This is a genomic window from Paractinoplanes hotanensis, from assembly GCF_023717965.1.
Lineage (GTDB): Bacteria > Actinomycetota > Actinomycetes > Mycobacteriales > Micromonosporaceae > Actinoplanes > Actinoplanes polyasparticus.
Genome location: NZ_JAMQOL010000006.1, coordinates 57,492 through 81,505, shown reverse-complemented (window position 1 = coordinate 81,505; position 24,014 = coordinate 57,492). Strand labels below are relative to the sequence as shown.

Genomic DNA, 24,014 nt, shown 5'->3' with positions numbered 1-24,014 from the left:
CTTTATCTCGTAAAGGGCGCCGTTGACGACGGGGTAAAGGAGCGCTACCGTAGCTATACGCAGTAAATTTACGCGACATAGTTATGGGTGGGCATGGCACAGACCGCCCCCGTCACCGGCAGCCCGTCGGGCTCAACAAGGGAGAATTCTGTGACCCACACCATTGTCATGACCGGCGCAACCCGGGGGTTCGGCCGTGTCGCCGTCGACCGCATTCTCGAAGGCGATCCTGAGGCGCATCTCGTACTCCTGGCCCGTGGCGCCGCGGGAACTGAGCTTGCCGCTCATCTAGGCCAAGGCGGGCGCGCCGTGACAGCAATCCCGACGGACCTGTTATCGCTGGGCAGCGTCCGTGCGGCGGCTGATGAACTGATCCAGCGGCTCGATACGGGAGATCTGCCACCGCTGCGTGGATTCGTCGGCAACGCCGGCCTGCTCTACACGAACAACGTCACGGAGAGCCCGGACGGGTTCGAGGCGACATTCGCTGTCAATGTCCTCGCCAATCACGTCCTTCTCCGCCTTCTGCAGGACCGATTCAAGGCGCCGTCACGGATCGTTCTCACCGTCAGCGACGCTCACTTCGGCGACTTTCGCCATAACGCGGGAATGATGCCCGCGCCGTCATGGCAAGACCCGGCCAGCCTGGCCCGCATCCGCGCGTTCCCGAAGCCGAACACCGTCACCGCGGGAGGGACCGCATACTCCACCAGCAAGCTCGCCGCGATTTACCTCATCCACGAGTACGCACGACGTTTCCCGCAGGGCGTCGACATCGTCGCCTACAACCCCGGGTTCGTGCCCGGCACCGGCCTGAGCCGCGAAGCAGGCGCAGCCGTCCGGTTCGTGGGGCGACGGATCATGCCGCTGATGACGCTGACCCCGATAGCCTCGAGCCAGAAGAACGCCGGCCGACACCTCGCCGACGTCGCGCTCGGGCGCATCCCGGCACCTTCCGGCTCCTACATCGACCGCACACGAGAAGTCTCTTCGTCCAAGGAGTCCTACGACCCCGCTCGTGAACGCCAGCTTTGGGAAATGGTAGAGGACCTGCGCCTCTCAATCGCATCCTGAGTGGTCGGAGACTCTGTGTTGATGTCCAGAGTGGATTTGACGAAGCGGGCACGGATCCGGTGATCTTGAGGTTCTCGAGGCCTTCAGCGGCACTACGTCGTTGCGGCGAGCCCGGCCGATCTGCGGGGCCGGTCGGCGGTATGGTCCGGGTTGAGCGCTGGTTGAGCTTGCTACTTAAGTCGTAAGTCGAGTGTGGTCCTGCGCCAGATGGCGCGGCGGTGCCGCTGCAGCAGGCTCTCGGCCATGAACCAGAGCGATGCACCAGAGCAGACCGCTTCCCGGCCGTATCCGCGCCGGTCGGCGCCCCACATGCGGCGTCTCGGTGCCGCCCTGGCAACCGCGGTGGTCGTCGGGGCGGGGGTCGTCGGCTGCGGTGCCGGTGCCGCGCAGGAGCCGGCCGCGACGAGCGACGCCCCGGCGGCAGCCGTCGAACCGGGCGTGCTGAACGCCGGCGACGTGAACGCCTGGCTCGACGAGATGCTCCCGGCCGCGCTGGAAGCCAATGACATCGCCGGGGCAACGGTCGCCGTCGTCAACGACGGTGGGACCGTCACCACCCGGGGGTACGGCCACGTCGATACCGGTGACAAGGGCGCCAAGCCGGTGCCGGTCGACCCCAAGCAGCACCTGTTCCGGATCGGGTCGGTGTCGAAGCTCGCCACCGCCACCGCCGCGATGCAGCTCGTCCAGGATGGCAGGGTCGACCTCGACGCCGACATCGCCGGCTACCTGGACTTCGCCATCCCCCGCAAGTTCGACGAGCCGATCACCCTGCGGCACCTGCTGACCCACACCGCCGGGTTCGAGGAGCGGATCGCCGGCCTCATCGGCAAGGAAGGCACCCGGGCCGTTCTACGCGACGCTCTGGTCACCGATCCGCCGGAGCAGATCTACCGGCCGGGGACCGTGCCGGCCTACTCCAACTACGGCAACTCGCTCGCCGGATACATCGTGGAACGGGTCAGCGGTATCCCGTTCGAGGAGTACGTCGACCGTAACGTCTTCGACCGCCTCGGCATGACGTCGTCCTCCTTCGCCCAGCCGCTCCCCGCCGACCTGGCAGGCCGCGTCTCGAACGGATACGACAACGCGTCGTCCCCCGCCGGGTACTTCGAGATCATCGGCACCCCGCCCGCCGGGTCGATGAGCGCCTCGGCACCGGACATGGCCCGGTTCATGCTCGCCCACCTGGGCGAACCGGTCGGCGACACCCCGATACTGGACAAGCCGACGCTCGATCTGATGCACCAGCCAGCGCTCGACGCCACCACGCTCGGCACCCTCGCCGGTGCACCCCGGATGACCCTCGGGTTCTTCGACGAGAGCCGCAACGGCCGGCGGATCATCGGCCACGGCGGCGACACCCTCTACTTCCACACCCACCTGCAGATCTACCCGGAAGAGGGCGCCGGCCTGTTCCTCTCGCTCAACAGCACCGGTACGTCTTCCCTGGCCAACCACCAGCTTCGACAGAAACTGACGAAAGCCTTCGCCGACCGCTACTTCCCGGCGGTGCCCGGCACGGCGGCGAACAACGGGCCGGCGACCGAGCCGGCCGCCCTGACCACCGACGCCTCGGGCACAGCCGAGCGGGCCGCGATGGCCGCCGGCACCTACGAAAGCTCCCGCGCGATCGAGAGCAACTTCCTGACCCTGATCGGCCTGTCCGGGCGTACCACGGTGAGCGTCCGCGATGACGGCCGGCTACTGCTCGAACCGCGTCCGATGGCCGATACCGCCGCCGTCTACGAAGAGATCGAGCCCTGGGTCTGGCGCGAGGTCGGCGGGCAGGAGACGATCGCGATGCGAGCGGTCGACGGCCAGGTCGAAACGATCGTTTTCGACTCCGCGTTCGCCCTGGTGCCCGTCGAGACCGCACGCAGCACCTACCTGGCCATCCCGGTGATCATCGGCTCGGTGGTCATCCTCCTGCTCACCGTCCTGGCCTGGCCGGTCGGGGCGATCGGTCGCCGGCTGCGGCGGCGGGCACCGCGTGATCGGGCTGGACGCACCGCGCGCATCCTGAGCCGCGTCGCCGTCGGCTGCGCCCTGCTCGCGGTCGGCGGCTGGGTGGGAAGCCTGGTGCTCATCATGGGCCTGGAGGATCTCTCCACCGTCTCGATGCGAAGCGTGCAGGTGGCCCAGCTGATCGGCCTGCTCGGGGTGATCCCCGCAGCGGTCTGGCTGGTGGACGACGTCCGCCGGCGGGTCGGCTGGTCGCGGACCGCCGGCAGCGCCCTGGTCTTGCTGGCCCTCGCCGGTACGGGATGGTTCGCCGTCGAGTTCATGCTGCTTTCGCCGAACATCTCCTACTGACGGCTTCGACCGGTCCCCTCCCCACCCGGCCCCTCCCGATTCGTCTCGATCTACGAGCAGAGGATGCTGACACGGTGAACGACCACATCGGGGGCGGCCCGGTCACCGCCGAGCCGGCCGATCCGGCGGACCGGCCCCGGCTGACGAAGCGGTTGGACGTACTGCTCGCCAGCCTCGGTGTGACCGGGTGGTTCGCCCGGGACTGTCTGCTCGCGGCCGTCGTCGCCGGGCCGACGTTCACATTGATGGCGGCTCTGTTCTGGGGCGCGACGGCACCGGACGACATCGTGGTCGACCCGGTGCGGGCCCGGCTGCTCGTCGCCCTCGGGGTTGTGCAGGCGCTGCTGCTCTGCCTGCGCCGGGTCCGCCCGCTGCTCTGCCTCGCCGGCATCGTCGGCCTCCAGGTCGCCATGATCACCCTGTCCCCACCTGAAGCGACGATCCGGGGATTCGCACCGTTCATCGTCGCGTACACCACCGGGGCTCTGCTGCCGGCCCGGACGGCGTTTATGCTGGTCGGCGCGGCGGTGGCGATCGAGGCTGCAGCGGCGTTCGGCACCGCCGCCGTCATGACGCCGGACCTTCTGCTGTCGGCTGTCGGCCCCGCAGGGTCGAGCGCACTGTCCAATCTCGCGGCGGTCCTCGTCGGCAACTACGTGGCGACCCACCGGCGCTACACGCACCTGCTACGCCTGCAGGCCGCCGAGGCGGTCCGGGCCCAGCAGGTGAAGGTGCAGGCCGCGCTCGGCGCGGAACGCACCCAGATGGCTCGGGAACTGCACGACGTCGCCGCCCACCACCTGTCCGGCATGGTGGTGCAGGCGGCGGCGGTCCAGCTGCTGATCGACCGGGACCCGGACGCGGCGAAGGCCGGCGTGGCCTGGCTGCGGACCCAGGGCAAGGAAACCCTGGACAACCTGCGGCTGGTGGTCGGGGTGCTGCGCGGCACCCCGGCCGACAGCAGCGGCGGCGGCGACACGCCCGGCCACGATGGCGAAGGCAGCGTTCCGGTGCCAGGCTTGGCCGTGCTCGACGACCTGGTCCGGACCGCTCGAGACCTGGGCACGCCGGTCGATTTCGTGGGCGAGGGATCGCCCCGGCCGGTGCCGCCGATCGCCGACGTCGCTCTCTATCGGATGGTCCAGGAGTCGCTGTCCAACGCGCGGCAGCACGCGCCGGGCGCCCCGGTGCTGATCACGCTGCGCTACCTGCCGCGGGAGGTGTCGCTGGCGGTGGTGAACGATCCGCCGGCGCGGCGCACAGAGCCGGCGGCGCGCACCAGCAGCGGAGTCGGAATGATCGGCATGCGGGAACGGGCGCAGTTGATCGGCGCACGCTTCGCGGCCGGGCCGACGGCCGAAGGCGGCTGGTCCGTCACAGCGACGCTGACATCAAAGGGAGGGGACCCGTCGTGACCGGTTCGGGGAATGGGGCCGCGACTCGCGCCGGGACGATCCGGGTGATGCTGGTCGACGACCAGGCGGTGGTGCGGGCCGGTTTCCGGGTACTCCTGGCGCAGGCCGACGACATCGAGGTGGTGGCGGAGGCGTCCAGCGGATCGTCCGCGGTGGCCGTGGCTGCCCGGCTGCGCCCCGACGTCATCTGCATGGATGTCCGGATGCCCGGCGGCGACGGGCTCACCGCGACCCGCGAGATCCTCGCCGGCTCCCCCGAGTCGCCCCCGGCCATCCTGGTGGTGACCACGTTCGACCTCGACGAGTACGTCTTCGGCGCACTCGAATCCGGGGCCAGCGGCTTCATCCTCAAGGACTGCGAGCCGGAGGACCTGATCGACGCGATCCGTCGGCTGGCGAACGGGTACGGGCTCGTCGACCAGGTCGTGACCCGCCGGGTGATCTCGGAGTTCGCCCGTCGGCGACTGGCAGCACCGCCCGAATCCGCGGCGGTGCGCCAGCTCACTCCGCGTGAAGCCGAGATCGTACGGTTGCTCGCCAAGGGTCTGTCCAACAACGAGATCGCCGACGAACTCTTCATCGAGACCACCACGGTCAAGTCGCACCTCGGGCGGGCGATGACCAAGATCGGCGTACGGGACCGGGTGCAGACCGTGGTGTGGGCATACCAGAACGGGTTGGCCCCGAGCTGACAGTCGGTCGAGGACGGACAGGGTGGCGCCGGCGTGCAGAGAGAACCTGCAGATCGCTTCCCGCACCGCCCGCGTCGTCGCCGGCAAGACCCCGGTCAAACGCAACCGGAACGCACGCCGGACCGACGCGGCGAACGATGTCAGCCGTTACCGCCGATAGGTAGGATCGGTGATCGGAGTAAAAACGTGCTCCCGGGCCGGTTTCACCCTTGGCCTCAAACACGCGCACACGCGGTTCCGACGATCCGCCACTCCTCCCTTGGAAGGAGCGCGCCATGAAAGCAGCTCGATTCGACCGGTTCGGCGGCCCGGAGGTCCTCGAGATCGTCGACATCGCGGATCCCCATCCCGGTCCAGGCGAGATCCGCATAAAGGTGCGTGCCGCCGGCATCAATGCCAGCGACTGGAAGAAGCGTCGAGGGCTGATGGACGAGGAACTGCCACAGTCTCTGGGATATGAAGCGGCAGGCATCATCGACGAGCTCGGCGCCGACGTCACCGGGGTCGAGGTCGGCGACCGAGTCTTCGGTGTCTCCCCGTACGGGGCCGCCCAAGCAGAACTGGCCGTGCTGTCCTACTGGGCGCCCATCCCGGACTCGCTGGACTACGCGTCGTCGGCTGCGCTCCCCGCAGCGGCCGAAACCGCCGCGCGTGCACTCGACCAGCTAGGCGTCACGGTCGGCGACACACTCCTGATCAACGGTGCATCCGGCAGCGTCGGAAACGCCGCTGTCCAGTTGGCCCTGGAGCGCGGCGCACGGGTGATCGGCACAGGCAGCCTGAGGACACATGACGCACTCCGGGCGCTCGGTGCCGAGCCGGTGGCATACGGCACAGGCATGCCTGAACGTGTCCGGGCAATCGCACCTACCGGTGTCGACTTCGCGCTCGACGTCGCTGGCAGCGGCGTCCTGCCCGATCTCGTTGAACTTGCCGGCGCACCTGAGCGCGTAATCACGGTCGCCGATTTCCTCGGCGCACAGCGAGCCGGTGTGCGTTTCAGCCGCGGCGACGACGGCCGCGCCACTTACGCCTTGGCCCAAGCCGCGCAGATGGCTGAGGATGGACGGTTCACGATCGCGGTTGGGCGAACGTTCTCCCTAGCCGATATCGCGGAAGCCCACCGCGTCGGGGAGGCCGGGGCGGCGCGCGGCAAGCTGGTGTTGCTCGTGGACTGACCAACGTGAGCGCCCGTTGTCAAGGCGGGTGATTGATGTTGGTTGATCAGGGTTTGTGGCTCTGGCGGTGCTGGTGGTGTCGTGCTGCTGGACCGGTCGGCGGTTGCTGATCGGCTCGGTGGGCATGGGTGTGAGCCGGGCCGGTCTGTGCGTGCCGGTTTGGCTGAGTGGTGGTGTTTCCTGGTTCCGGGTGTGGTCGGGGGCTCCGCAGCGGGTTCCGTGTCTCTACGTAGATCGTCAAACGGGCTGGTCCCGTGTTGGCGGCGGGATCCCGACAGCGTGCAACCGAGCTTGTGCGGAGCGCGCGCGGGGCGGCCCTTGGTCAGTCACGAGCTTGGTGGCTCAACGCTTTGCCGGGCTCGCCCCGCCGGTGAGGAGAAGGTCTATGCGGTTGTCGGCGTCGCGTCACGCGACGCTGGTGGTGCGCTCAGGCGACCACCGCGGCGAGCCCGTTCACCACCCGCCCCCACCTGAAGGACGTCACTCGTGACTGAGCTGGTCACCAACCGCATCGAACCTCCCCACCCTCGCGTTCGTGCAGGCCAAGGCGAATGTCGCTCTTCTTGGACCGCCCGGGGTCGGCAAGACCCACATCGCTGTCGCGCTCGCGGTCGCCGCCTGCCGGGCCGGGTTTACCGTCTACTTCACGACCCTCGACGACCTGGTCCGCCAGCTCAAAGCCGCCGACGCGATCGGGTGGCTCGCCCGCGAACTGCGCACCTGTTGCGGCCCCCACGTCCTCGTGATCGACGAAGTTGGCCTCAGGCCGCTTGAGCGGTCTGAGGCCAACCTGGTCTTCGAAGTCATCTCGAAACGGTATGAAAAGGGCTCGACTCTGCTGACTTCCAATAAAGGGTTCGGGAAACCGCACATGTCCCCGCGAACGTGTGTCAGGCACCGCCGGAAGTGGACAGGTTCGGCCGCGAACCATGATGCATTACGGACATGCAGGCGCGGCCCGTCGATTGCTTGCCTGCGTTCGCCTCGCACCAGTTGCAGCCTTCCACGGCAGCGGCCCTATGGCCGCGACTCATCCGGAGGCCGCTGCTCGCCTGCGTTGAGGGGTTGACTTCGCCACCCAGGAATCAGTGACGTCCGAAGAGCGGAGCCGCTACGGCTGAATGCAATCCCACGTCCTCAGCATCCGATACGTAGTTTGCTGCGCCAGTGTCTCAGCCCTGTCCGGTGGGGACGATGACCATGTCGGCGACGTTCATCCGCGCCGGCGCGGCAGCCGCGAAGGCGATGCCGGCACCAATGTCGGCGCCTTCCAGCGGATCCATCGAGTCCCGCAGGGCGGTCCACGCCTGCCGGCTCGATGTGTCGAGCATGCCCTCTCCCAGCTCGCTACGAACCAGCCCCGGATCGATGTTATGCACCCGCACTCCCTGTGAACCCAACTCCGCGCGCAGGTGGCGAGCCAGGTGCGCGACGGCCGCCTTGGTCGCTCCGTAGACGGCGTAGGTGGGATACACCATGTGACTGGCGACCGACCCGATCAGAAACAGATCGGCCGGACGTCCCTCCGCGGCGGCGGCGATCAGGTCGTCGGTGAAGACCCGGGCGGTGTTCAACAACCCGGTGAGGTTGGTGCCGATCATCTGGTCCCACTCGCCCAGGTCGGCTTTGTCGAACGCCGCAGCCAGCATTACGCCGGCGTTCGCAACGACCAGGTCGGGACGGCCCAGTTCGGCGTGTATACGCCCGGCCGCGGCCGTGACCGCGGCGTAGTCACGCACGTCGGCCGGGAGGGCGAGGGCGTCCAGTTCTTCGAGCCGGTCGGCGCGACGAGCGAGCGCGGCGACCTTGGCCCCCTCAGCCACGAGCGTAGTGATGGTGGCGGCGCCGATGCCGCTGGAGGCTCCAGTGACGACCGCGATGCGGTTGGTCAGCAATGTCATGCGGCAACACTGGTCCCGGTCACAGCGGCGGAGAAGGCCGCACCGAACCCTGGGGGTGGCAGGGCCACCCAAGCCGCGGCCGGTGCCTCTATCGTCGGACGCGTGGAAAACACTCTGGGGGCTTTCCTGCGGGCACGCCGCGAGACGACCCGGCCAGCCCAGGTGGGGTTGCCGGTCGGCGCGAACCGCCGGGTGCCGGGTCTGCGCCGCGAAGAGGTCGCCATGCTGGCCGGGGTGAGCGGCGACTACTACATGCGCCTCGAGCAAGGCCGTGACCGGCATCCCTCGCCGCAGGTCCTGGAGGCGTTGTCGCGCGTCCTCGACCTCGGTCCCGACGGCCTAGACCACGCCCGCCGGCTCGCCGACACGACGAGCCTCCCGCACCGTCCCCGGCACCCCGAACAGATCGCTCCGGGCCTGCGCAACCTGCTCGACGCGATGTCCAGCCCGGCGCTCGTCACGAGCCGGCATCTCGACGTGCTGGCCACGAATGCCCTGGCCCGGTCCCTGAACCCGATCGCCGTCGAGGGCAGCAACATGGTGTTGTCGACCTTCCTCGACCCACGTGTCAGCGACTACTACCCCGCCTGGGAGAAACTCGCCCAGGACATGGTCGCCAACCTGCGCGCGGCCGCCGGCGCAGACCCCGAGCACCCGCGGCTGGCAAAGCTGGTCGGGAAACTGTCCGTCAGATCGCCCGAGTTCCGCGCCTACTGGGCGCGGTACGAGGTGAAGGGCAAGACCCGCGGCACCAAGAGAATACGGCACCCCGTTGTGGGGCCGCTCACCCTGGATTACGAGACACTCGCACCGGAGGGAGTGAACGGGCAACTCCTGCTTGCCTACCACGCCGAGCCACACAGCACCTCGGCCACGGCTCTTGCTCTGTTGGGTAGCCTTGCGGTAAGGCGTGCATAGAGCTGCTAACACGATCTGCTGAATCGATGAGCCATTTTCGTGCTGTGTAGCGGTTGGCCTCGACTTGATGCGGGACGAGGATGGCCCGCACGTTCGCGGTGGCGCGGCGCGGGCAGCAGCGCAGCTTGACCAGGACTTTCCAGGTCTTGAGGGTGGCGTTGGCGCGTTCACCGCGGGCCCGGATGCGGGCGTGGGCGCGGTTGACGGCCTTTGTCGGCGGAACAGTTTCGGCCGGTACCGGTGGCGTTTTGAACGGCGTCCGGATGATGCCGTGGGTGCGGGCCGCGGTCAGGTCGTGAGTAGAACCGGGGCAGAGCGGCGGATGCCCAGACCAGCCGCCCCGCGGCATCCGCGATGACCTGCACGTTCACGCCGTGACGTCGGTGTTTTCCGAAGTAGTAGGGCTTCTGATCGGCCACGCGGTCGATCGGGATCAGGGTGCCGTCCAGGATCGCGTACGCCAGACCGCGGATCGTTTCCATCGCCGTGTCCAGATCGTCAGCGGTGGCGGCGAGCAGGTCGACCGCCTCGCGCACACACCGCCAGGCGGTAGAGACGCCGATCTCGAAACCCCAGGCCGGCCGGGTGTAGGTGTCGCCGTTCCGCAGATGGGCCAGGGCGAGCAGGGCCTGCTTGCCGGGGTCAAGGCGGTGCCAGCGAGATCGGCGCTGGTCACGGTGTCGACGGATGAGATCGGCGAGGTGGTTCAGGCAGTCCTTCGGCAGGCCCGACTCTCTGACGCTCTCCACGAGTGTCGCCGAGGAGCGCTTAGCGTGCCGCCGCCCGCATCCCTCGCGGGCGGCGTTGCGCTGCCCTCGGCGACGGAGTGAGCGGCCCGTGTCGGGCCGCACTTGAAGACGTACAGAAAGTTTGAAACGGGGATCAGAGCAGATCAGAGCCGACTGGCAGAGCGACCGACGTAGTGCACCCCGTGGAGGCCGACATCAGGGGCTGAGGCGCCGAATAGGGCTTGCCTGAGATCCAGCATAACTTCGGCACGGATTCGGCAGGGGCGGCCGTCGAGGGCCGGTGACGGCTAGATACAGCCGGACCGACCAGAAAGGCCACGGACCGCGTTCCCGCTGGTCAGTGGCCCAAAAGTCCTAGCGAGCTATGGTGCCCCCGGCAGGATTCGAACCTGCGCTTTCGCCTCCGGAGGGCGACGCTCTATCCCCTGAGCTACGGGGGCTCAGTGGTTTCAGAGCCTAGCAGGCACCGGAGAGGGCCCGCCAACCGGTATCGGGGCGGGCGCTCAGGCCGGCTGGAGGTCTTTCAGCAGGCTGTCGATCAGGGCGAGTTCGCCCTGCTGGCCGGCGACCATCGTCTGGGCCAGCCAGTCGATGTTCTCGTCGTCGGAGAGGTCGATCGCCTCCTGGGCCATGTGGATGCCGCCCAGGTGGTGGGCTCGCATCAGGGTCAGGAACTGGATGTCGAGGGCGTTTCCGGTGGCCTTGCGCAGGCTGTCGAGTTGCTCGGGGGTGGCCATGCCGGGCATCAGGCCGTTGACCACCGAGCCCGCGGAGTTCGGCATCCAGGCCATGGGGGCCTCGGTGCCGGTGGGGCTGAGATCCCAGTCGCGGAGCCAGGCCTGCATGTAGCCGATCTGGCCGTGCTGGGTCAGGGCGATGTCACCGGCGAGGGTGACGATGCGCGGGTTCGACGAGTTCGCGTGGGCGGTCATCGACATCTCGACGGCCTGGGCGTGGTGGGTCGACATGTCGCGCAGGAAGCCGGCCTCGACCGAGTCGGTGCCGGGGTGGCTGAAGCGGGGGATCACCAGGCCGGCGGCCACGCCGAGGGCGAGGCCGAGGATCAGGGTCGCGATGGCGATCCAGGGCTGTGAGCGCGGCGCGGCGCCGCCGGGAGCGGCGACCGAGGCCGCCGCTCCCGAGTCGGTGGAGACCGGCATCAGTTACCCATGGTGGCGCCGTTGGGCGCGGCCTGGAGCGGGCCGGTGGTGGTGTTGCCGCTGGAGCAGGCGGCGCCGGGCTCCATGCTGGCGACCAGGCGGGTGTCCTGGATGAACTGGTCGATGCGGCTGTCGTTGACGTCGTCGACCTTGAGCTGGTAGCCCCAGACCTGGACGGAGACGTTCTTGTCGAGGCCCGCGTAGGGCGACATGAACGTGTATTCCTTGCCCTGGACCTTCTTCTGGAGCACCTCGACCTGGTCGGCCGGCAGGCCTTCCTTGTACGTCACCCAGACCGCGCCGTGCTCGAGGCTGTGCACCGCGTGCTCGTTGGCGATCGGCTTGTCGTAGACGTCGCCCATGCAGTTCTGCCACGCGCTGTTGTGGGCGCCGCCGACGGGCGGGCTCGTCACGTACGTCTGCGTGCCCTCTTTGTGGTCGCGGGCGTCGATCGCGGCGTTCTTCTGCTCGCGGTAGTTGGTGACGCCGGCGATCTCGGCGACCTTGTCCTCCCAGCCTCGGGAGCCCTGGACGGCGGCGAAGACGCCGTAGCCGATGATGCCGACGGCGATCAGCACGACCACGCCCGCCACCGCGATGGGGCCCCAGTTGCGGTTGCCGGCGACCTTGACCGGCGTGACCGGCTTGCGGCCCTTGCCGCCGCCTTTGCCCGCCGGGCCCTTGCCGGCGGGGCCTCTGCCCGCGGTCGCCTTCTTGGCGGCGGCGGCCTTGGCAGGGGGCTTACCCTGGCCGGAGGTCTTGTCGACCTTGACGGACTGCGGGACCCGTTCGGGACCCGGCGTGCTCATGCTCATCGTGCCTCGTCGATTCTTGGGGAGAAGGATGGCGGGGCTCGGGTGGCCGCCGAGCGTCGAAGTCTACCCCCGATAGCATGGTTGAGTGACTCCCGCCAAGCTTGCTGCCACCGTTCTCTCAGCTGCTCGTGCCGTGTTCGAGACCCGCGGCCTCGACCTCTCGGCGCTGCCCGCGACGACGACGGTCGAGCGACCCCGCAGCCCCGAGCACGGTGACTACGCGTCCACGCTGGCGTTGCAGCTGGGCAAGAAGGCCGGCGTGCCGCCGCGTGAGCTGGCCGCCGCCCTGGCCGAGGAGCTGGGCCGGCAGCCGGGCATCAAGTCGGTCGAGATCGCCGGGCCGGGCTTCCTCAACATCCGGCTCGACGCGGCCGCGGCGGGCGCGCTGGCACGTGACATCGTGCTGGCCGGCCCGGCGTACGGGCACACCGCCACCCTGACCGGCGAGCGGATCAACCTCGAGTTCGTCTCGGCCAACCCGACCGGCCCGGTGCATGTCGGCGGCGTCCGGTGGGCGGCGGTCGGTGACGCGCTGTCCCGGCTGCTGAGGGCGTCCGGCGCGACGGTCGGCACGGAGTACTACTTCAATGACGCCGGCTCCCAGATCGACCGGTTCGCCCGATCGCTCTACGCCAGCGCCAAGGGCGAGCCCGCTCCCGAGGACGGCTACGGCGGCGCGTACATCGCCGAGATCGCCACGGCCGTGGTCGCCGAGGCGCCCGATGTGCTGAAGCTGGGCGAGCCCGTGGCGCTCGAGACGTTCCGGCGGGTCGGTGTCGAGCTGATGTTCGCCGAGATCAAGCAGTCGCTGACCGAGTTCGGTGTCGAGTTCGACACCTACTTCAACGAGAAGGACCTGCACGATCGGGGCGAGCTTCAGGAGGCCCTCGACCGGCTGCGCGAGCAGGGCCACATCTACGAGGCCGACGGCGCGACCTGGCTGCGCACGACCGAGTTCGGCGACGACAAGGACAGGGTGCTCCGCAAGTCCGACAGCGACTGGACGTACTTCGCCGCCGACTGCGCCTACTACCTCGACAAGCGCAAGCGCGGCTTCGACCGGGTCGTGATCATGTTGGGCGCCGACCACCACGGCTACATCGGCCGGATGAAGGCGATGGCGGCCTGCTTCGGCGACGACCCGGCCACCAACCTCGAGATCCTGATCGGCCAGCTGGTCAATCTGGTGCGCGACGGCGAGCCAATGCGGATGAGCAAGCGGGCCGGAACGGTCATCACCCTGGAGGACTTCGTCGACGCCATCGGGGTCGACGCCACCCGGTACGCCCTGGCCCGCTACTCGTCCGACTCGCCCATCGACATCGACATCGACGAGTGGACCCGGGCGACCAAGGACAACAAGGTCTATTACGTGCAGTACGTCGCGGCCCGCACCGCCGGCGTGGCCCGCAACGCCGCCGAAGTCGGGCTGACCCGGGGCGAGCCCGGCGATTTCCACCCCGAACTGCTCAGCCACGAGAAGGAGAACGACCTGCTCAAGGCGCTGGGCGAGTTCCCGGCGGTGGTGGCCCGCTCGGCCGCGCTGCGCGAGCCGCACCATGTCGCGCGCTACCTGGAGGAGGACGTGGCGGCCAATTTCCACCGCTTCTACGACAACTGCCGCGTGCTGCCGATGGGCGACGAGCCGATCACGGACGTCCACCGCGCCCGTCTCTGGCTGAACGACGCCACCCGTACGGTGATCGAGAACGGTTTGGGCCTGCTCGGCGTCTCGGCGCCCGAAAGGATGTAGGGATGCGAGCTCATGAGGCCGGGGCGCTGCACGGCGACCTCGGACAGCGGGGACCGGCCTGGTTGCGCACCCCCCACGACGTGAACGCCCTCGTACCGCAGCTCTGGCCGCGCACGGCGATCCGCGCCGAGGCCGGCCACCTGGAGATCGGTGGGGTGAGCGTCGCCGCCCTGGCCGAGCAGCACGGCACGCCGGCCTACCTGCTCGACGAGGACGACCTGCGGTCCCGCTGCCGCGACTTCGCGTCGGCGTTCGCCGAGGCCGACGTCTTCTACGCGGGCAAGTCGTTCCTCTGCAAGGCCGTGGTCCGGGTCATCGACGAGGAGGGTCTGTTCCTGGACGTCTGCTCGGGCGGCGAACTGGCGGTGGCGCTGGCGGCCGGCTTCCCGGCCGAGCGCATGGGGTTCCACGGCAACAACAAGTCGGTCAGCGAGCTCAGCCGGGCGCTCGACGCCGGGGTGGGCCGGATCATCGTCGACTCGTTCCAGGAGATCGACCGGCTCACGGCCCTGGCCACTGAGAAACAACAAAGGCCGCAAGTTCTCGTCCGGGTCACGGTCGGGGTCGAGGCGCACACCCACGAGTTCATCGCGACCGCCCACGAGGACCAGAAGTTCGGCTTCTCGCTGGCCGGCGGCGCGGCCTACCAGGCGGCCATCAAGATCCTCGACGAGGACGTCCTCGAGTTGCGCGGCCTGCATTCGCACATCGGCTCGCAGATCTTCGACACCAACGGCTTCGAGGTCGCGGCCCGCCGCGTGCTGGAGCTGCAGGCGCAGATCCGCGACGCGCGCGGCGTCGAGCTGCCCGACCTCGACCTGGGTGGCGGTTTCGGCATCGCGTACACCACGCAGGACGACCCGAGCAGCGCCGGCGACCTGGCCAAGCGGATCAACAAGATCGTCGAGTCGGAGTGTGAGCTCGCGTCGCTGCGCAAGCCGAAGCTCTCGATCGAGCCGGGCCGGGCGATCGTCGGGCCGTCGGTCCTGACGCTCTACGAGATCGGCACGGTCAAGGACGTCGACGGCATCCGCACCTATGTGAGCGTCGACGGTGGCATGAGCGACAACATCCGTACGGCGCTCTATGACGCCTCCTACTCGGCGACGATCGCCGGCCGGGCGAGCGCCGCCGAGCCGATCCTGGCCCGCGTGGTGGGAAAGCATTGTGAATCCGGGGACATCGTCGTGAAGGATGAATTCCTGCCCGCCGACGTGCAGCCCGGAGATCTTCTCGCCGTGCCCGGCACCGGCGCCTATTGCCGGAGCATGGCCAGCAACTACAACCACGTCCCTCGGCCGCCCGTGGTGGCGGTGCGCGACGGCGCCTCGCGCGTGATCGTGCGGCGGGAGACCGAGGACGACCTGCTCGCATTGGATGTTGGATGAGCGTGAGTAAACCCATCCGCCTGGCCCTGCTCGGCTGCGGAACTGTCGGGTCGGAAGTCGTACGCCTGCTGCACCGTCAGGCCGAAGACCTGACCGCGCGGATCGGCGCCCCGCTCGAGGTCGCCGGCATAGCGGTGCGCCGCCTCGGCCGGGAACGCGGTGACCTGCCGATCGACCCGGGCCTGTTCACCACGGACGCGCTCGGCCTGGTCAAGCGGGACGACGTCGACGTGGTGATCGAGGTCGTGGGTGGCATCGAGCCGGCCCGTACCTGGCTGGTCGAGGCGCTGCGCGCGGGCAAGAGCGTGGTCACGGCGAACAAGGCGCTGCTGGCCGAGGACGGCGCGGCGCTGCACGACGCGGCCGCCGAGGGTGGGGCCGACCTCTACTACGAGGCGTCCGTGGCCGGGGCGATCCCGCTGCTGCGCCCGCTGCGCGAGTCGCTGCACGGCGACCGGGTCACCCGGGTCACCGGCATCGTGAACGGCACGACCAACTTCATCCTGTCGTCGATGGACGCCACCGGGGCCGGCTTCAGCGAGGCGCTCGACGAGGCAGGCGAACTGGGGTACGCCGAGGCCGACCCGACGGCCGACGTCGAGGGCTTCGACGCCGCGGCCAAGGCGGCCATCCTCGCCTCGCTCGCCTTCCACAGCCGGGTCACCGCGGCCGACGTCTTCCGCGAGGGCATGACCGGGGTGACCGCCGGCGACATGGCCAGCGCGAAAGAGATGGGCTGCACGATCAAGCTGCTCTGCATCGCCGAGCGCGGGCCCGACGAGTCGGGGCAGGAATCGGTCAGCGTACGGGTGCACCCGGCGATGATCCCGCGGAGCCACCCGCTGGCCGGCGTGGGCGACGCCTTCAACGCGGTCTTCATCGAGGCCGACGCGGCCGGGCAGCTGATGTTCTACGGCCGGGGCGCGGGTGGCATGCCGACCGCGAGCGCGGTGCTCGGCGACATCGTGGCGGCGGCCCGGAACCGGCTCGCGGGCACCCGCGCGCCGAGCGAGAGCAACTACGCCCAGCTGCCGATCCGGCCCATCGGCGCGGCCATGACCCGCTACCACATCAGCCTCGACGTGGCCGAGCGCCCGGGTGTGCTGGCCGCCGTGGCCGGGGTGTTCGCCCAGCACGAGGTGTCGATCGCGACGGTCCGGCAGTCGGGCCGGGCCGAGGACGCCAAGCTGGTGATCGTCACCCACGGCGCGCCCGACGCGAACCTGGCCGCCACGGTCGAAGATCTGGGCCGGCTCGACATCGTCCGGTCCATCGCCAGCGTGCTGCGGGTCGAGGGCGGCGCCTGAAGTCCCAATTGATGGACATCCGGTCTCAAGATTCGGAGTTCTGCGGCACGCTGGGCCGAGTTCGTAAAACGTAGAGGAGCGCTGCCATGTATCGGGGACTCATCGAGGCGTATCGGGACCGTCTGCCGGTCACCGACAAGACCCCGGTGGTCACGCTGCACGAGGGCAACACGCCGCTCGTGCCGGCGCCGGCGCTGTCCTCGCGTACGGGGGCCGACGTCTACCTGAAGGTCGAGGGGGCCAACCCGACCGGCTCGTTCAAGGACCGCGGCATGACCATGGCCGTGTCCAAGGCGGTCGAGGAGGGCGCGAAGGCCATCATCTGCGCGTCCACCGGCAACACCAGCGCCTCGGCCGCGGCCTACGCGGCCCGGGCCGGCATCACCTGCGCCGTCCTCGTGCCGCAGGGCAAGATCGCGCTCGGCAAGCTGGCCCAGGCGCTGGTTCACGGGGCCAAGCTGCTGCAGGTCAACGGCAACTTCGACGACTGCCTCGCGCTCGCCTCGAAGCTGTCCCAGGACTTCCCGGTCTCGCTGGTCAACTCGGTCAACATCTTCCGCCTGCACGGGCAGAAGACGGCGGCCTTCGAGATCGTCGAGGCGCTGGGCGACGCCCCCGACATCCACTGCCTGCCGGTCGGCAACGCCGGCAACATCTCGGCGTACTGGATGGGGTACCAGGAGGACGAGGAGGCGGGCAACAGTTCCCGCCTGCCGCGCATGTTCGGCTTCCAGGCCGCCGGCGCCGCGCCCATCGTCACCGGCAAGGTGGTCGAGGAGCCGTCGACGATCGCCACCGCCATCCGCATCGGCAACCCGGCCAGCTGGACCAAGGCGCTGGACGCCCGGGACTCGTCCGGCGGCCTGATCAACGCCGTCACCGACCGCGAGATCCTCACGGCCTACCGGCTGCTCGCCCGTGAGGTGGGCGTCTTCGTCGAACTGGGCAGCGCGGCCAGCGTGGCGGGCCTGCTGCAGCAGGCGGCCGAGGGCCGGATTCCGGCCGGGGCGACCGTGGTCTGCACGGTGACCGGCCACGGCCTGAAGGACCCGGAGTGGGCGATCTCGACCGCGCCCTCGCCGACCACGATCCAGAACGACGTGCTGATCGCCGCGCGGGAGCTAGGCCTCGCCTGAGTCGGCCGCCTTGAGGATCAGCGCTGTCGCCTGAGCGACGACCTCGAGCTCCTCGGCTGAGAGACGGCTGAGGAGCGTACGCATCTTCTCCTCGCCGGCATTGAAGATGCTCGCGATGAGGTCCTTACCCGCGCGGGTCAGCGCGATCCGGCGTACCCGCCGGTCGTGCGGATCCTCCGCGCGGGCGACCAGATCCTGCACCACGAGCCGGTCGATCATGCCGGTCAGCGCGGCCGCGCCGATCCCGACCATGCCGGCCAGCTCGCTGCCCGAGACAGAGCCGTGGCGCGCCAGAAGTATGAGGATTCGCAGCTGGGACAGCGTCAGGTGCGAGGAGAAGAGCGGATCGGTCCGGTCCTCCGCGATCACCTGCTGCAGCCGCTGCTGCGCGCCCATAATGTCCGCGATGAGCTGTTGTTTGTCGGCCAACGCCGCGGGCCCTCTTTCTTTACGCGCCGATGGCCGATATGCGTCCCCATCCGACCACCCCACCCGCCGCCCATGAGCGGACTGAAGGCGGTCCTGATTACGGACGGTACCAGCGTGCCCCGGCGGAAAACCATTTGTTCGTGTCGGGCAAACTATTAATGCTGGACGAACTTTTACCGGGGGAGCCACCATGTCCTTCCTGACCCGGCTGAGCCTGGCCAACCGAAGTCTCGTCGCCCTGATCGCCGTCGTGATCGCCGGCTTCGGGCTGTTCGCCATCCCATCTCTCAAGCAGCAGCTGTTCCCGTCGATCGAGTTCCCGGCGGCCTTCGTGACCGCGACCCTGCCGGGCGCCGGCCCGGAGGTCATCCAGGACCAGATCACCGAACCGCTCGAGGACGCGGCCAAGGGCCTCGACGGCATCGACAGCGTCACCTCGACGACCCGCGAGGGCATCGCCACGGTGACCGTCGCCTTCGTCTTCGGCACCGACATCGACGCCGCCGTCAACCAGCTCACCACCGCGGTCAACCGGGTACAGCCGCAGCTGCCGGACGACGTCACGCCGACGATCTTCGCCGGCGGCACGGACGACATCCCGGCCATCGTGCTCGCGGCGTCGGGCGGGGGTGACGAGAGCGCGCTGCTCGACAAGCTCAACGACACGGTCGTACCCGAGCTGAACGCGATCGACGGCGTGCGCGACACCCAGATCACCGGTGCCCGCGCGGCGCAGGTGGTGATCACGCCCGACCTGCCCAAGCTCACCGCGGCCGGGGTCAATCCGCAGGCGCTGACCACCGTGCTCCAGCAGAACGGCGTCTCGGTGCCGGCCGGCGCGGTCAACGAGGGCAGCCGGTCGCTGACCGTGCAGGTGGGCAGCTCGCTCACCTCGATCGACCAGCTCAAGCAGATCTATCTCACCGGCGCCCGGGGCCCGGTGCGGCTCGGCTCGGTCGCGACGGTCGAGAGCAAGCTGCCCGCCGCCACGTCGTACACGCGCACCGACGGCGTCAACAGCCTCGGCATCGCGGTCACCGCCCGGCCCGACGGCAACCCCGTCGACATCTCCCATGCCGTACGGGACCAGCTGGCCGACCTCGAGCAGGCGTCCGGAGCGAAGCTGACCGTCGTGGTCGACCAGGCGCCGTTCGTCGAGCGCTCGATCGAGAGCCTCACCACCGAGGGCCTGCTGGGCCTGGTGATGGCCGTGATCGTGATCCTGGTCTTCCTGCTGTCGGTCCGCTCGACGCTGGTCACGGCCGTGTCCATCCCGCTCTCGGTGCTGATCGCGCTGATCGCGTTGTGGATCGGCGACTACACCCTCAACCTGCTCACCCTGGGCGCGCTGACCATCGCGGTCGGCCGGGTGGTGGACGACTCGATCGTCGTCCTGGAGAACATCAAGCGACATCTGGAGTACGGCGAACCGAAGGTCCACGCGATCATCTCGGCCGTCAAGGAGGTGTCGGGCGCGGTCACCGCCTCGACCCTCACCACCGTCGCCGTGTTCGCGCCGATCGCCCTGGTCGGTGGCTTCGTCGGCCAGATCTTCTCGTCCTTCGCCATCACCGTCACCGTGGCCCTGCTGGCGTCGCTGTTCGTGGCCCTGACCGTGGTGCCCGTGCTGGCGTACTGGTTCCTCAAGCCGCCGCCGGCCGACGCCGACACCGAGGCGATCCGCCGGGCCGCCGAGGAGAAGGAGCGGCGCAACCCGCTGCAGCGCGGCTACCTGCCGGTGATCCGGTTCGCGACCAAGCGGCGATGGACCACGCTGGCCATCGGGCTGGCCGTGCTGATCGGCACGCTCGGCCTCTCGACCCGGCTCGAGACCAACTTCCTCGACCAGTCGGGTCAGGACTCGATCAGCATCACCCAGGAGCTGCCGGTCGGCACCAACCTCCAGGCCACCGACGCCGCGGCCAAGCAGGTCGAGGGCGTGCTGGCCGACACCGAGGGGGTCAAGACCTACCAGGTCTCGCTGGGCAGCGGCGGCGACTTCAACCCGTTCGTCGGCGGCGGTGGCGCCAGCAGCGCCAGCTTCAACGTGGGCCTCGACGAGGACGCCGACGCCGTGAAGATCACCGATGAGCTGCGCGACAAGTTCGCCGCGATGAACGGCATCGGCGAGGTCAGCATCGGCGCCGACTCCTCCGGGCTCGGCGGTGGCAACGAGCTGTCGGTGCAGGTCAAGGCGGCCGACGCGGAGGCTCTGACCAGCGCGTCGGAGCAGGTGCAGAAGGCGATGACCGACACCGGCCTGGTCGAGGTCAGCAGCTCGCTGGCGGCCAGCGTCCCCCGTCTCGACGTGGTCGTGAAGCGCGAGGCCGCGGCCCGGGCCGGGTTGACCGAGGCCACCGTCGCGCAGACCGTCGCGGGCGCGTTCCGGGCGGCTCCGGCCGGGCGCATCACGGTCGACGGCGCCAGCCAGGACGTGGTGATCTCGTTCGGCGCCGCGCCGGCTGACCCGGCGGCGCTGCGGGCCCTGCCGCTCACCACCGCCCGCGGTCCGGTGCCGCTGAGCACCGTGGCCGACGTCAAGGAGGTCAACGGCCCCGAGGAGGTCACCCGGGTCGACGGCGACCGCACGGTCACCGTCACCGGCACCAACACGGGTTCCGACCTGGGCGCGGCCACCCGCGACCTGCAGAAGAGGCTGGACGGGCTGACCCTGGCGGCCGGCGCCACGGCCACCATCGGGGGCGCCAGCGCCGACCAGGCCGAGGCGTTCCAGCAGCTGGGTCTGGCCGTCCTGGCGGCCATCGCGATCGTCTTCATCATCATGGTGGCGACGTTCCGCAGCCTCGTCCAGCCGGTGATCCTGCTGGTCTCCATCCCGTTCGCGGCGACCGGAGCGATCGGCCTGCTGCTGATCACCGGAACCCCGCTGGGTGTGCCGGCCCTGATCGGTGTGTTGATGTTGGTAGGCATTGTGGTGACGAACGCCATCGTGCTCATGGACCTCATCAATCACTACCGGGCGGCCGGCATGGGCGTGCAGGAGGCGGTGATCGAGGGTGGCCGGCACCGTCTGCGGCCGATTCTGATGACCGCCATCGCGACCATCTTCGCGCTGATCCCGATGGCGCTGGGCCTCACCGGCGAGGGCGGCTTCATCTCGCAGCCACTGGCCATTGTGGTCATCGGCGGTCTGATCAGCTCGACGCTGCTCACCCTGGTGCTGGTGCCGACGCTCTACACCATGGTCGAAAACAGCAAGGAGAGGCGCCGCCGCAAGCGCCTGGCCAAGCAAGGTGTGACTCCTCCGCCGGACGCGCCGGACGAGGTCGCCGGCGAGGAGGAGCCGCAGCCCGAACCGCAGCCCAGCGGCGCCCTGCGCGGCTACACCGACCAGTTCGAGGTACTGAAGATGCCGAAGGGCCCGAAGCCGGCCCAGGAGTAGGGGCAAGCCCCCGGGCGACCGGCCGCCACCGGTCGCCCGGGACCGGGCAGTAACGTGCCTGTACGTGGCAACAGCGTTCTCGGTCGTTACCGGCAACCGTGACTTCCGGCGGCTCTTCGCGGCCGAGCTGGTCGTCTTCGGCGCCGACTGGTTTGTGATGATTCCCCTGCTCGTGCTTCTGCCCGAGCTCACCGGCAGCGGCGTCTGGGGCGGCCTGGTGCTGGCCGCCGACACCGGCATCAACGCGCTGCTCCTGCCCTACACCGGCACGGTGGCCGACCGGTTCGACCGGCGCAAAATTCTGATCATCGCCAACATCGCCGCCTTCGCCGCGGTGTTGCTGCTCTTCACGGTACGGTCGGCCGCGACCGCGCCCCTGGCCCTGGTGGCGATCGGGGCGATGGCCGTGGCGAAGGCCTTCTATTCGCCGGCCGCCTCGGCCGCGCTGCCCAACGTCGTCGACCCACCGGACCTGGCCGCGGCGAACACCGTCTCGGGTTCGGCCTGGGGCACGATGACGATCGTCGGGGCCTCGCTGGGTGGCGTGGTGGGTGCGGCCTTCGGCCCGTACGTCTGCTTCGGAGTCACCGCCACGCTGCTGCTGCTCGGCGCCGCGCTGACCACGACGATCCGTCGCCCGCTGCAGGCCGGTCGCGAAGCAGGCACACCTGCGCCCCGCACCTGGCACGCGTTGCGCGAGTCGTTCGGCTATCTGCGAGCCAATCCCCGCATCCGCGCCCTGGTGACCGTCAAGATGGCGGCCGGGCTCGGCAACGGCGTGCTCACCGTCTTCCCGCTCATCGCCGGCCTGCACGGCGCCGGCGTGCTCGGGGCCGGCCTTCTCTTCGCCGTACGCGGCGCGGGCGCACTGGCCGGGCCTTTCGTCCTGGGACCGGTGATCCGGCGCCGTTCCTGGCTCTTCCCGGGGCTGGCCCTCTCGATGGCGTTGTACGGCCTCGGCTATCTGGGCGTGGCCGTGGCGTCGTGGTTCCCGCTGGTGCTGGTGCTCGTCTTCGTGGCCCACCTCGCGGGCGGGGCCAACTGGGTGCTGTCGAACTACGCGTTGCAGGGCGAGGTGCCCGACCGGCTGCGCGGGCGGGTCTTCTCGACCGACCTCATGCTGGCCACGCTGGCCATCGCGATCAGCCAGCTGGGCGCGACGGCGGTGGTCGACATCGTCGACGAGTGGGTCATTCTGGCCGGCTGCGGGCTGGTGACCCTGACCTATGCCGTCGTGTGGCGGATCGCGACCCGCCGGCTCGCGCCGGGCGCCCCCTCAGCGGTCGGGGCTGAATGACCGGAGCCGGTCGCCCGGGTGCGGCAACTCCGCGACAGTGATCAAGCCCTAGCATGATGCGATGGCCCCGATCTTCGCCACCGAACCGGTGTCCGTGCGCACGCCGGCCACCAGCGCCAACCTCGGTCCTGGTTTCGACGCCCTGGGCCTCGCGCTGACGCTCTACGACGACCTCACGGCCCGCATCACCCCGGGTGGCTTCACGGTGACGGTCAGCGGTGAGGGCGCCGGCGAGTTGCCCGGCGACGAGTCCCACCTGGTGCTGCGGGCGATGCTGGCCACCTTCGACGAGATCGGCGGTCGCCCGGCCGGTCTGGCCGTGGAATGTGTCAACCGCATCCCTCAGGCGCGCGGCCTCGGCTCGTCCTCGGCGGCGATCGTCGGTGGCGTGCAGCTCGCTCGCGGCCTCGTCAAAAGTGATCTCGGCGACGACGACGCGTTGCGCATCGCCGCCCGGCTCGAGGGGCACCCCGACAACGTCGCGCCCTGTCTGCTCGGTGGATTCACCATCGCCTGGAACGACGGCGCCGGGGCCCGCGCGGTGCGCCTGACGCCCGCGAAGGGCGTGCATCCGACAGTGTTCATTCCGGCTGAGCGCGGCTACACGTCGTCGGCGCGCGCGGCCCTGCCGTCCGGTGTGCCGCACGCCGACGCGTCCTTCAACGCGGGTCGCGCGGCCCTGCTCACCCATGCGCTGACCAGCGATCCCGGCCTGTTGTTGGCGGCCACCGAGGACAGGCTGCACCAGGGGTATCGGGCCGATGCGATGCCGGGCACGGCGTCGCTCGTCGCGTCGCTGCGCTCGGTCGGTGTGGCCGCCGTGGTCAGTGGGGCCGGCCCGTCGGTGCTCGCGTTGACCGAGGTCCCGGCCGATTTCCACCCGGGAACAGAATGGCGCGCCGAGTCGTTGGGCGTGGATGGCGCCGGAGCTCTTGTCAAAGGGAGTATGGTGGAACTCGCCTAGCGGGGCCCTGTTGCCGCAGGTCGCACGAGTTGACTACGCTCAAGACCAAGCACACAGCCGCGAAGCGATCTCTGCGGTTCGGCGCGCACCCCCGAGACTCTTATGGCCTTCTGGCCGTC

General features: G+C 69.5%; 18 protein-coding genes, 1 tRNA gene and 1 pseudogene. 14 read left to right on the top strand and 6 right to left on the bottom strand.

Going from position 1 to position 24,014, the window contains the following annotated elements; translation table 11 throughout:
• The first annotated feature begins 150 nt into the window (after nt 1-150).
• The 6 genes from LXN57_RS04680 to LXN57_RS04655 all read left to right on the top strand — a co-directional run bounded on the left by LXN57_RS04680 (nt 151) and on the right by LXN57_RS04655 (nt 7,744).
• The gene (locus LXN57_RS04680; protein WP_251796736.1) at nt 151-1,074 is read left to right on the top strand and encodes an SDR family NAD(P)-dependent oxidoreductase; all 924 of its coding nucleotides are present in this window, start codon (nt 151-153) and stop codon (nt 1,072-1,074) included.
• Nucleotides 1,075-1,383: 309 nt separating this feature from the next.
• A complete protein-coding gene (locus tag LXN57_RS04675; protein ID WP_251796735.1) occupies nt 1,384-3,390 on the top strand; it encodes a serine hydrolase domain-containing protein in 2,007 nt (668 codons plus the stop codon).
• Between the two features lie 74 nt (nt 3,391-3,464).
• Nucleotides 3,465-4,805: a sensor histidine kinase gene (locus LXN57_RS04670; RefSeq protein ID WP_251796734.1), complete on the top strand. Its 1,341-nt coding sequence runs from the start codon at nt 3,465-3,467 to the stop codon at nt 4,803-4,805.
• A gap of 47 nt (nt 4,806-4,852) precedes the next feature.
• Nucleotides 4,853-5,497, top strand: coding sequence for a response regulator (locus tag LXN57_RS04665; protein WP_251796733.1), 645 nt, complete (start codon nt 4,853-4,855; stop codon nt 5,495-5,497).
• 275 nt (nt 5,498-5,772) lie between these two features.
• Complete coding sequence (locus LXN57_RS04660; protein ID WP_251796732.1) at nt 5,773-6,675, top strand: NADP-dependent oxidoreductase; 903 nt, start codon at nt 5,773-5,775, stop codon at nt 6,673-6,675.
• A gap of 535 nt (nt 6,676-7,210) precedes the next feature.
• Entirely contained in the window at nt 7,211-7,744 is a 534-nt protein-coding gene (locus tag LXN57_RS04655) for an ATP-binding protein (protein ID WP_251796731.1), read from the top strand.
• A 103-nt stretch (nt 7,745-7,847) separates the two neighbouring features.
• Here LXN57_RS04655 and LXN57_RS04650 read toward each other — a convergent pair whose 3' ends face one another.
• The gene (locus tag LXN57_RS04650) at nt 7,848-8,576 is read right to left on the bottom strand and encodes an SDR family oxidoreductase (RefSeq protein WP_251796730.1); all 729 of its coding nucleotides are present in this window, start codon (nt 8,574-8,576) and stop codon (nt 7,848-7,850) included.
• Between the two features lie 102 nt (nt 8,577-8,678).
• On the opposite strand from LXN57_RS04650, the gene LXN57_RS04645 reads away from it, so the two are divergent.
• Nucleotides 8,679-9,494 carry a helix-turn-helix transcriptional regulator gene (locus LXN57_RS04645; protein WP_251796729.1) on the top strand — a complete coding sequence of 272 codons (816 nt, stop codon included), beginning with the start codon at nt 8,679-8,681 and terminating at the stop codon, nt 9,492-9,494.
• Between the two features lie 46 nt (nt 9,495-9,540).
• On the opposite strand, the pseudogene LXN57_RS04640 reads toward LXN57_RS04645, so the two are convergent.
• The 4 genes and pseudogenes from LXN57_RS04640 to LXN57_RS04625 all read right to left on the bottom strand — a co-directional run.
• Nucleotides 9,541-10,243, bottom strand: a pseudogene (locus LXN57_RS04640) (transposase family protein); the annotation flags it as partial.
• Between the two features lie 365 nt (nt 10,244-10,608).
• A tRNA-Arg gene (locus LXN57_RS04635) sits at nt 10,609-10,683 on the bottom strand.
• Nucleotides 10,684-10,746: 63 nt separating this feature from the next.
• Nucleotides 10,747-11,403, bottom strand: coding sequence for a DUF305 domain-containing protein (locus LXN57_RS04630; RefSeq protein ID WP_251796728.1), 657 nt, complete (start codon nt 11,401-11,403; stop codon nt 10,747-10,749).
• Nucleotides 11,403-12,218 (bottom strand): thioredoxin-like domain-containing protein, encoded by an 816-nt coding sequence (locus LXN57_RS04625; RefSeq protein ID WP_251796727.1) that lies wholly within the window; start codon nt 12,216-12,218, stop codon nt 11,403-11,405. Before LXN57_RS04625 ends, LXN57_RS04630 begins: the two co-directional genes overlap by 1 nt.
• Before the next feature lie 85 nt (nt 12,219-12,303).
• Between LXN57_RS04625 and argS the strand changes: the two genes are divergently transcribed.
• From argS to thrC, 4 genes are all read left to right on the top strand, one after another.
• Nucleotides 12,304-13,971 (top strand): arginine--tRNA ligase, encoded by a 1,668-nt coding sequence (argS, locus tag LXN57_RS04620; protein ID WP_251796726.1) that lies wholly within the window; start codon nt 12,304-12,306, stop codon nt 13,969-13,971.
• A gap of 2 nt (nt 13,972-13,973) precedes the next feature.
• Complete coding sequence (gene lysA, locus LXN57_RS04615; protein WP_251796725.1) at nt 13,974-15,359, top strand: diaminopimelate decarboxylase; 1,386 nt, start codon at nt 13,974-13,976, stop codon at nt 15,357-15,359.
• Nucleotides 15,356-16,666, top strand: coding sequence for a homoserine dehydrogenase (locus LXN57_RS04610; protein ID WP_251796724.1), 1,311 nt, complete (start codon nt 15,356-15,358; stop codon nt 16,664-16,666). Before lysA ends, LXN57_RS04610 begins: the two co-directional genes overlap by 4 nt.
• Before the next feature lie 86 nt (nt 16,667-16,752).
• Nucleotides 16,753-17,802: a threonine synthase gene (thrC, locus tag LXN57_RS04605; RefSeq protein WP_251796723.1), complete on the top strand. Its 1,050-nt coding sequence runs from the start codon at nt 16,753-16,755 to the stop codon at nt 17,800-17,802.
• Here the strand turns inward: thrC and LXN57_RS04600 are convergent.
• Nucleotides 17,788-18,231 (bottom strand): MarR family winged helix-turn-helix transcriptional regulator, encoded by a 444-nt coding sequence (locus LXN57_RS04600; protein ID WP_251796722.1) that lies wholly within the window; start codon nt 18,229-18,231, stop codon nt 17,788-17,790. The genes thrC and LXN57_RS04600 overlap by 15 nt on opposite strands.
• Before the next feature lie 190 nt (nt 18,232-18,421).
• On the opposite strand from LXN57_RS04600, the gene LXN57_RS04595 reads away from it, so the two are divergent.
• The 3 genes from LXN57_RS04595 to thrB all read left to right on the top strand — a co-directional run bounded on the left by LXN57_RS04595 (nt 18,422) and on the right by thrB (nt 23,895).
• Nucleotides 18,422-21,634: an efflux RND transporter permease subunit gene (locus LXN57_RS04595; protein WP_251796721.1), complete on the top strand. Its 3,213-nt coding sequence runs from the start codon at nt 18,422-18,424 to the stop codon at nt 21,632-21,634.
• A gap of 64 nt (nt 21,635-21,698) precedes the next feature.
• Complete coding sequence (locus LXN57_RS04590; RefSeq protein WP_251796720.1) at nt 21,699-22,931, top strand: MFS transporter; 1,233 nt, start codon at nt 21,699-21,701, stop codon at nt 22,929-22,931.
• Between the two features lie 61 nt (nt 22,932-22,992).
• Nucleotides 22,993-23,895 (top strand): homoserine kinase, encoded by a 903-nt coding sequence (gene thrB, locus LXN57_RS04585; protein ID WP_251796719.1) that lies wholly within the window; start codon nt 22,993-22,995, stop codon nt 23,893-23,895.
• Nucleotides 23,896-24,014 lie beyond the last annotated feature (119 nt).

Coding starts and splice junctions, on each gene's coding strand:
- LXN57_RS04675 (WP_251796735.1), top strand. CDS start 1,384: ATGCGGCGTCTCGGTGCCGCCCTGGCAACCGCGGTGGTCGTCGGGGCG.
- LXN57_RS04665 (WP_251796733.1), top strand. CDS start 4,853: ATGCTGGTCGACGACCAGGCGGTGGTGCGGGCCGGTTTCCGGGTACTC.
- LXN57_RS04660 (WP_251796732.1), top strand. CDS start 5,773: ATGAAAGCAGCTCGATTCGACCGGTTCGGCGGCCCGGAGGTCCTCGAG.
- LXN57_RS04650 (WP_251796730.1), bottom strand. CDS start 8,576: ATGACATTGCTGACCAACCGCATCGCGGTCGTCACTGGAGCCTCCAGC.
- LXN57_RS04630 (WP_251796728.1), bottom strand. CDS start 11,403: ATGCCGGTCTCCACCGACTCGGGAGCGGCGGCCTCGGTCGCCGCTCCC.
- LXN57_RS04625 (WP_251796727.1), bottom strand. CDS start 12,218: ATGAGCATGAGCACGCCGGGTCCCGAACGGGTCCCGCAGTCCGTCAAG.
- lysA (WP_251796725.1), top strand. CDS start 13,974: ATGCGAGCTCATGAGGCCGGGGCGCTGCACGGCGACCTCGGACAGCGG.
- LXN57_RS04610 (WP_251796724.1), top strand. CDS start 15,356: ATGAGCGTGAGTAAACCCATCCGCCTGGCCCTGCTCGGCTGCGGAACT.
- thrC (WP_251796723.1), top strand. CDS start 16,753: ATGTATCGGGGACTCATCGAGGCGTATCGGGACCGTCTGCCGGTCACC.
- LXN57_RS04595 (WP_251796721.1), top strand. CDS start 18,422: ATGTCCTTCCTGACCCGGCTGAGCCTGGCCAACCGAAGTCTCGTCGCC.
- thrB (WP_251796719.1), top strand. CDS start 22,993: ATGGCCCCGATCTTCGCCACCGAACCGGTGTCCGTGCGCACGCCGGCC.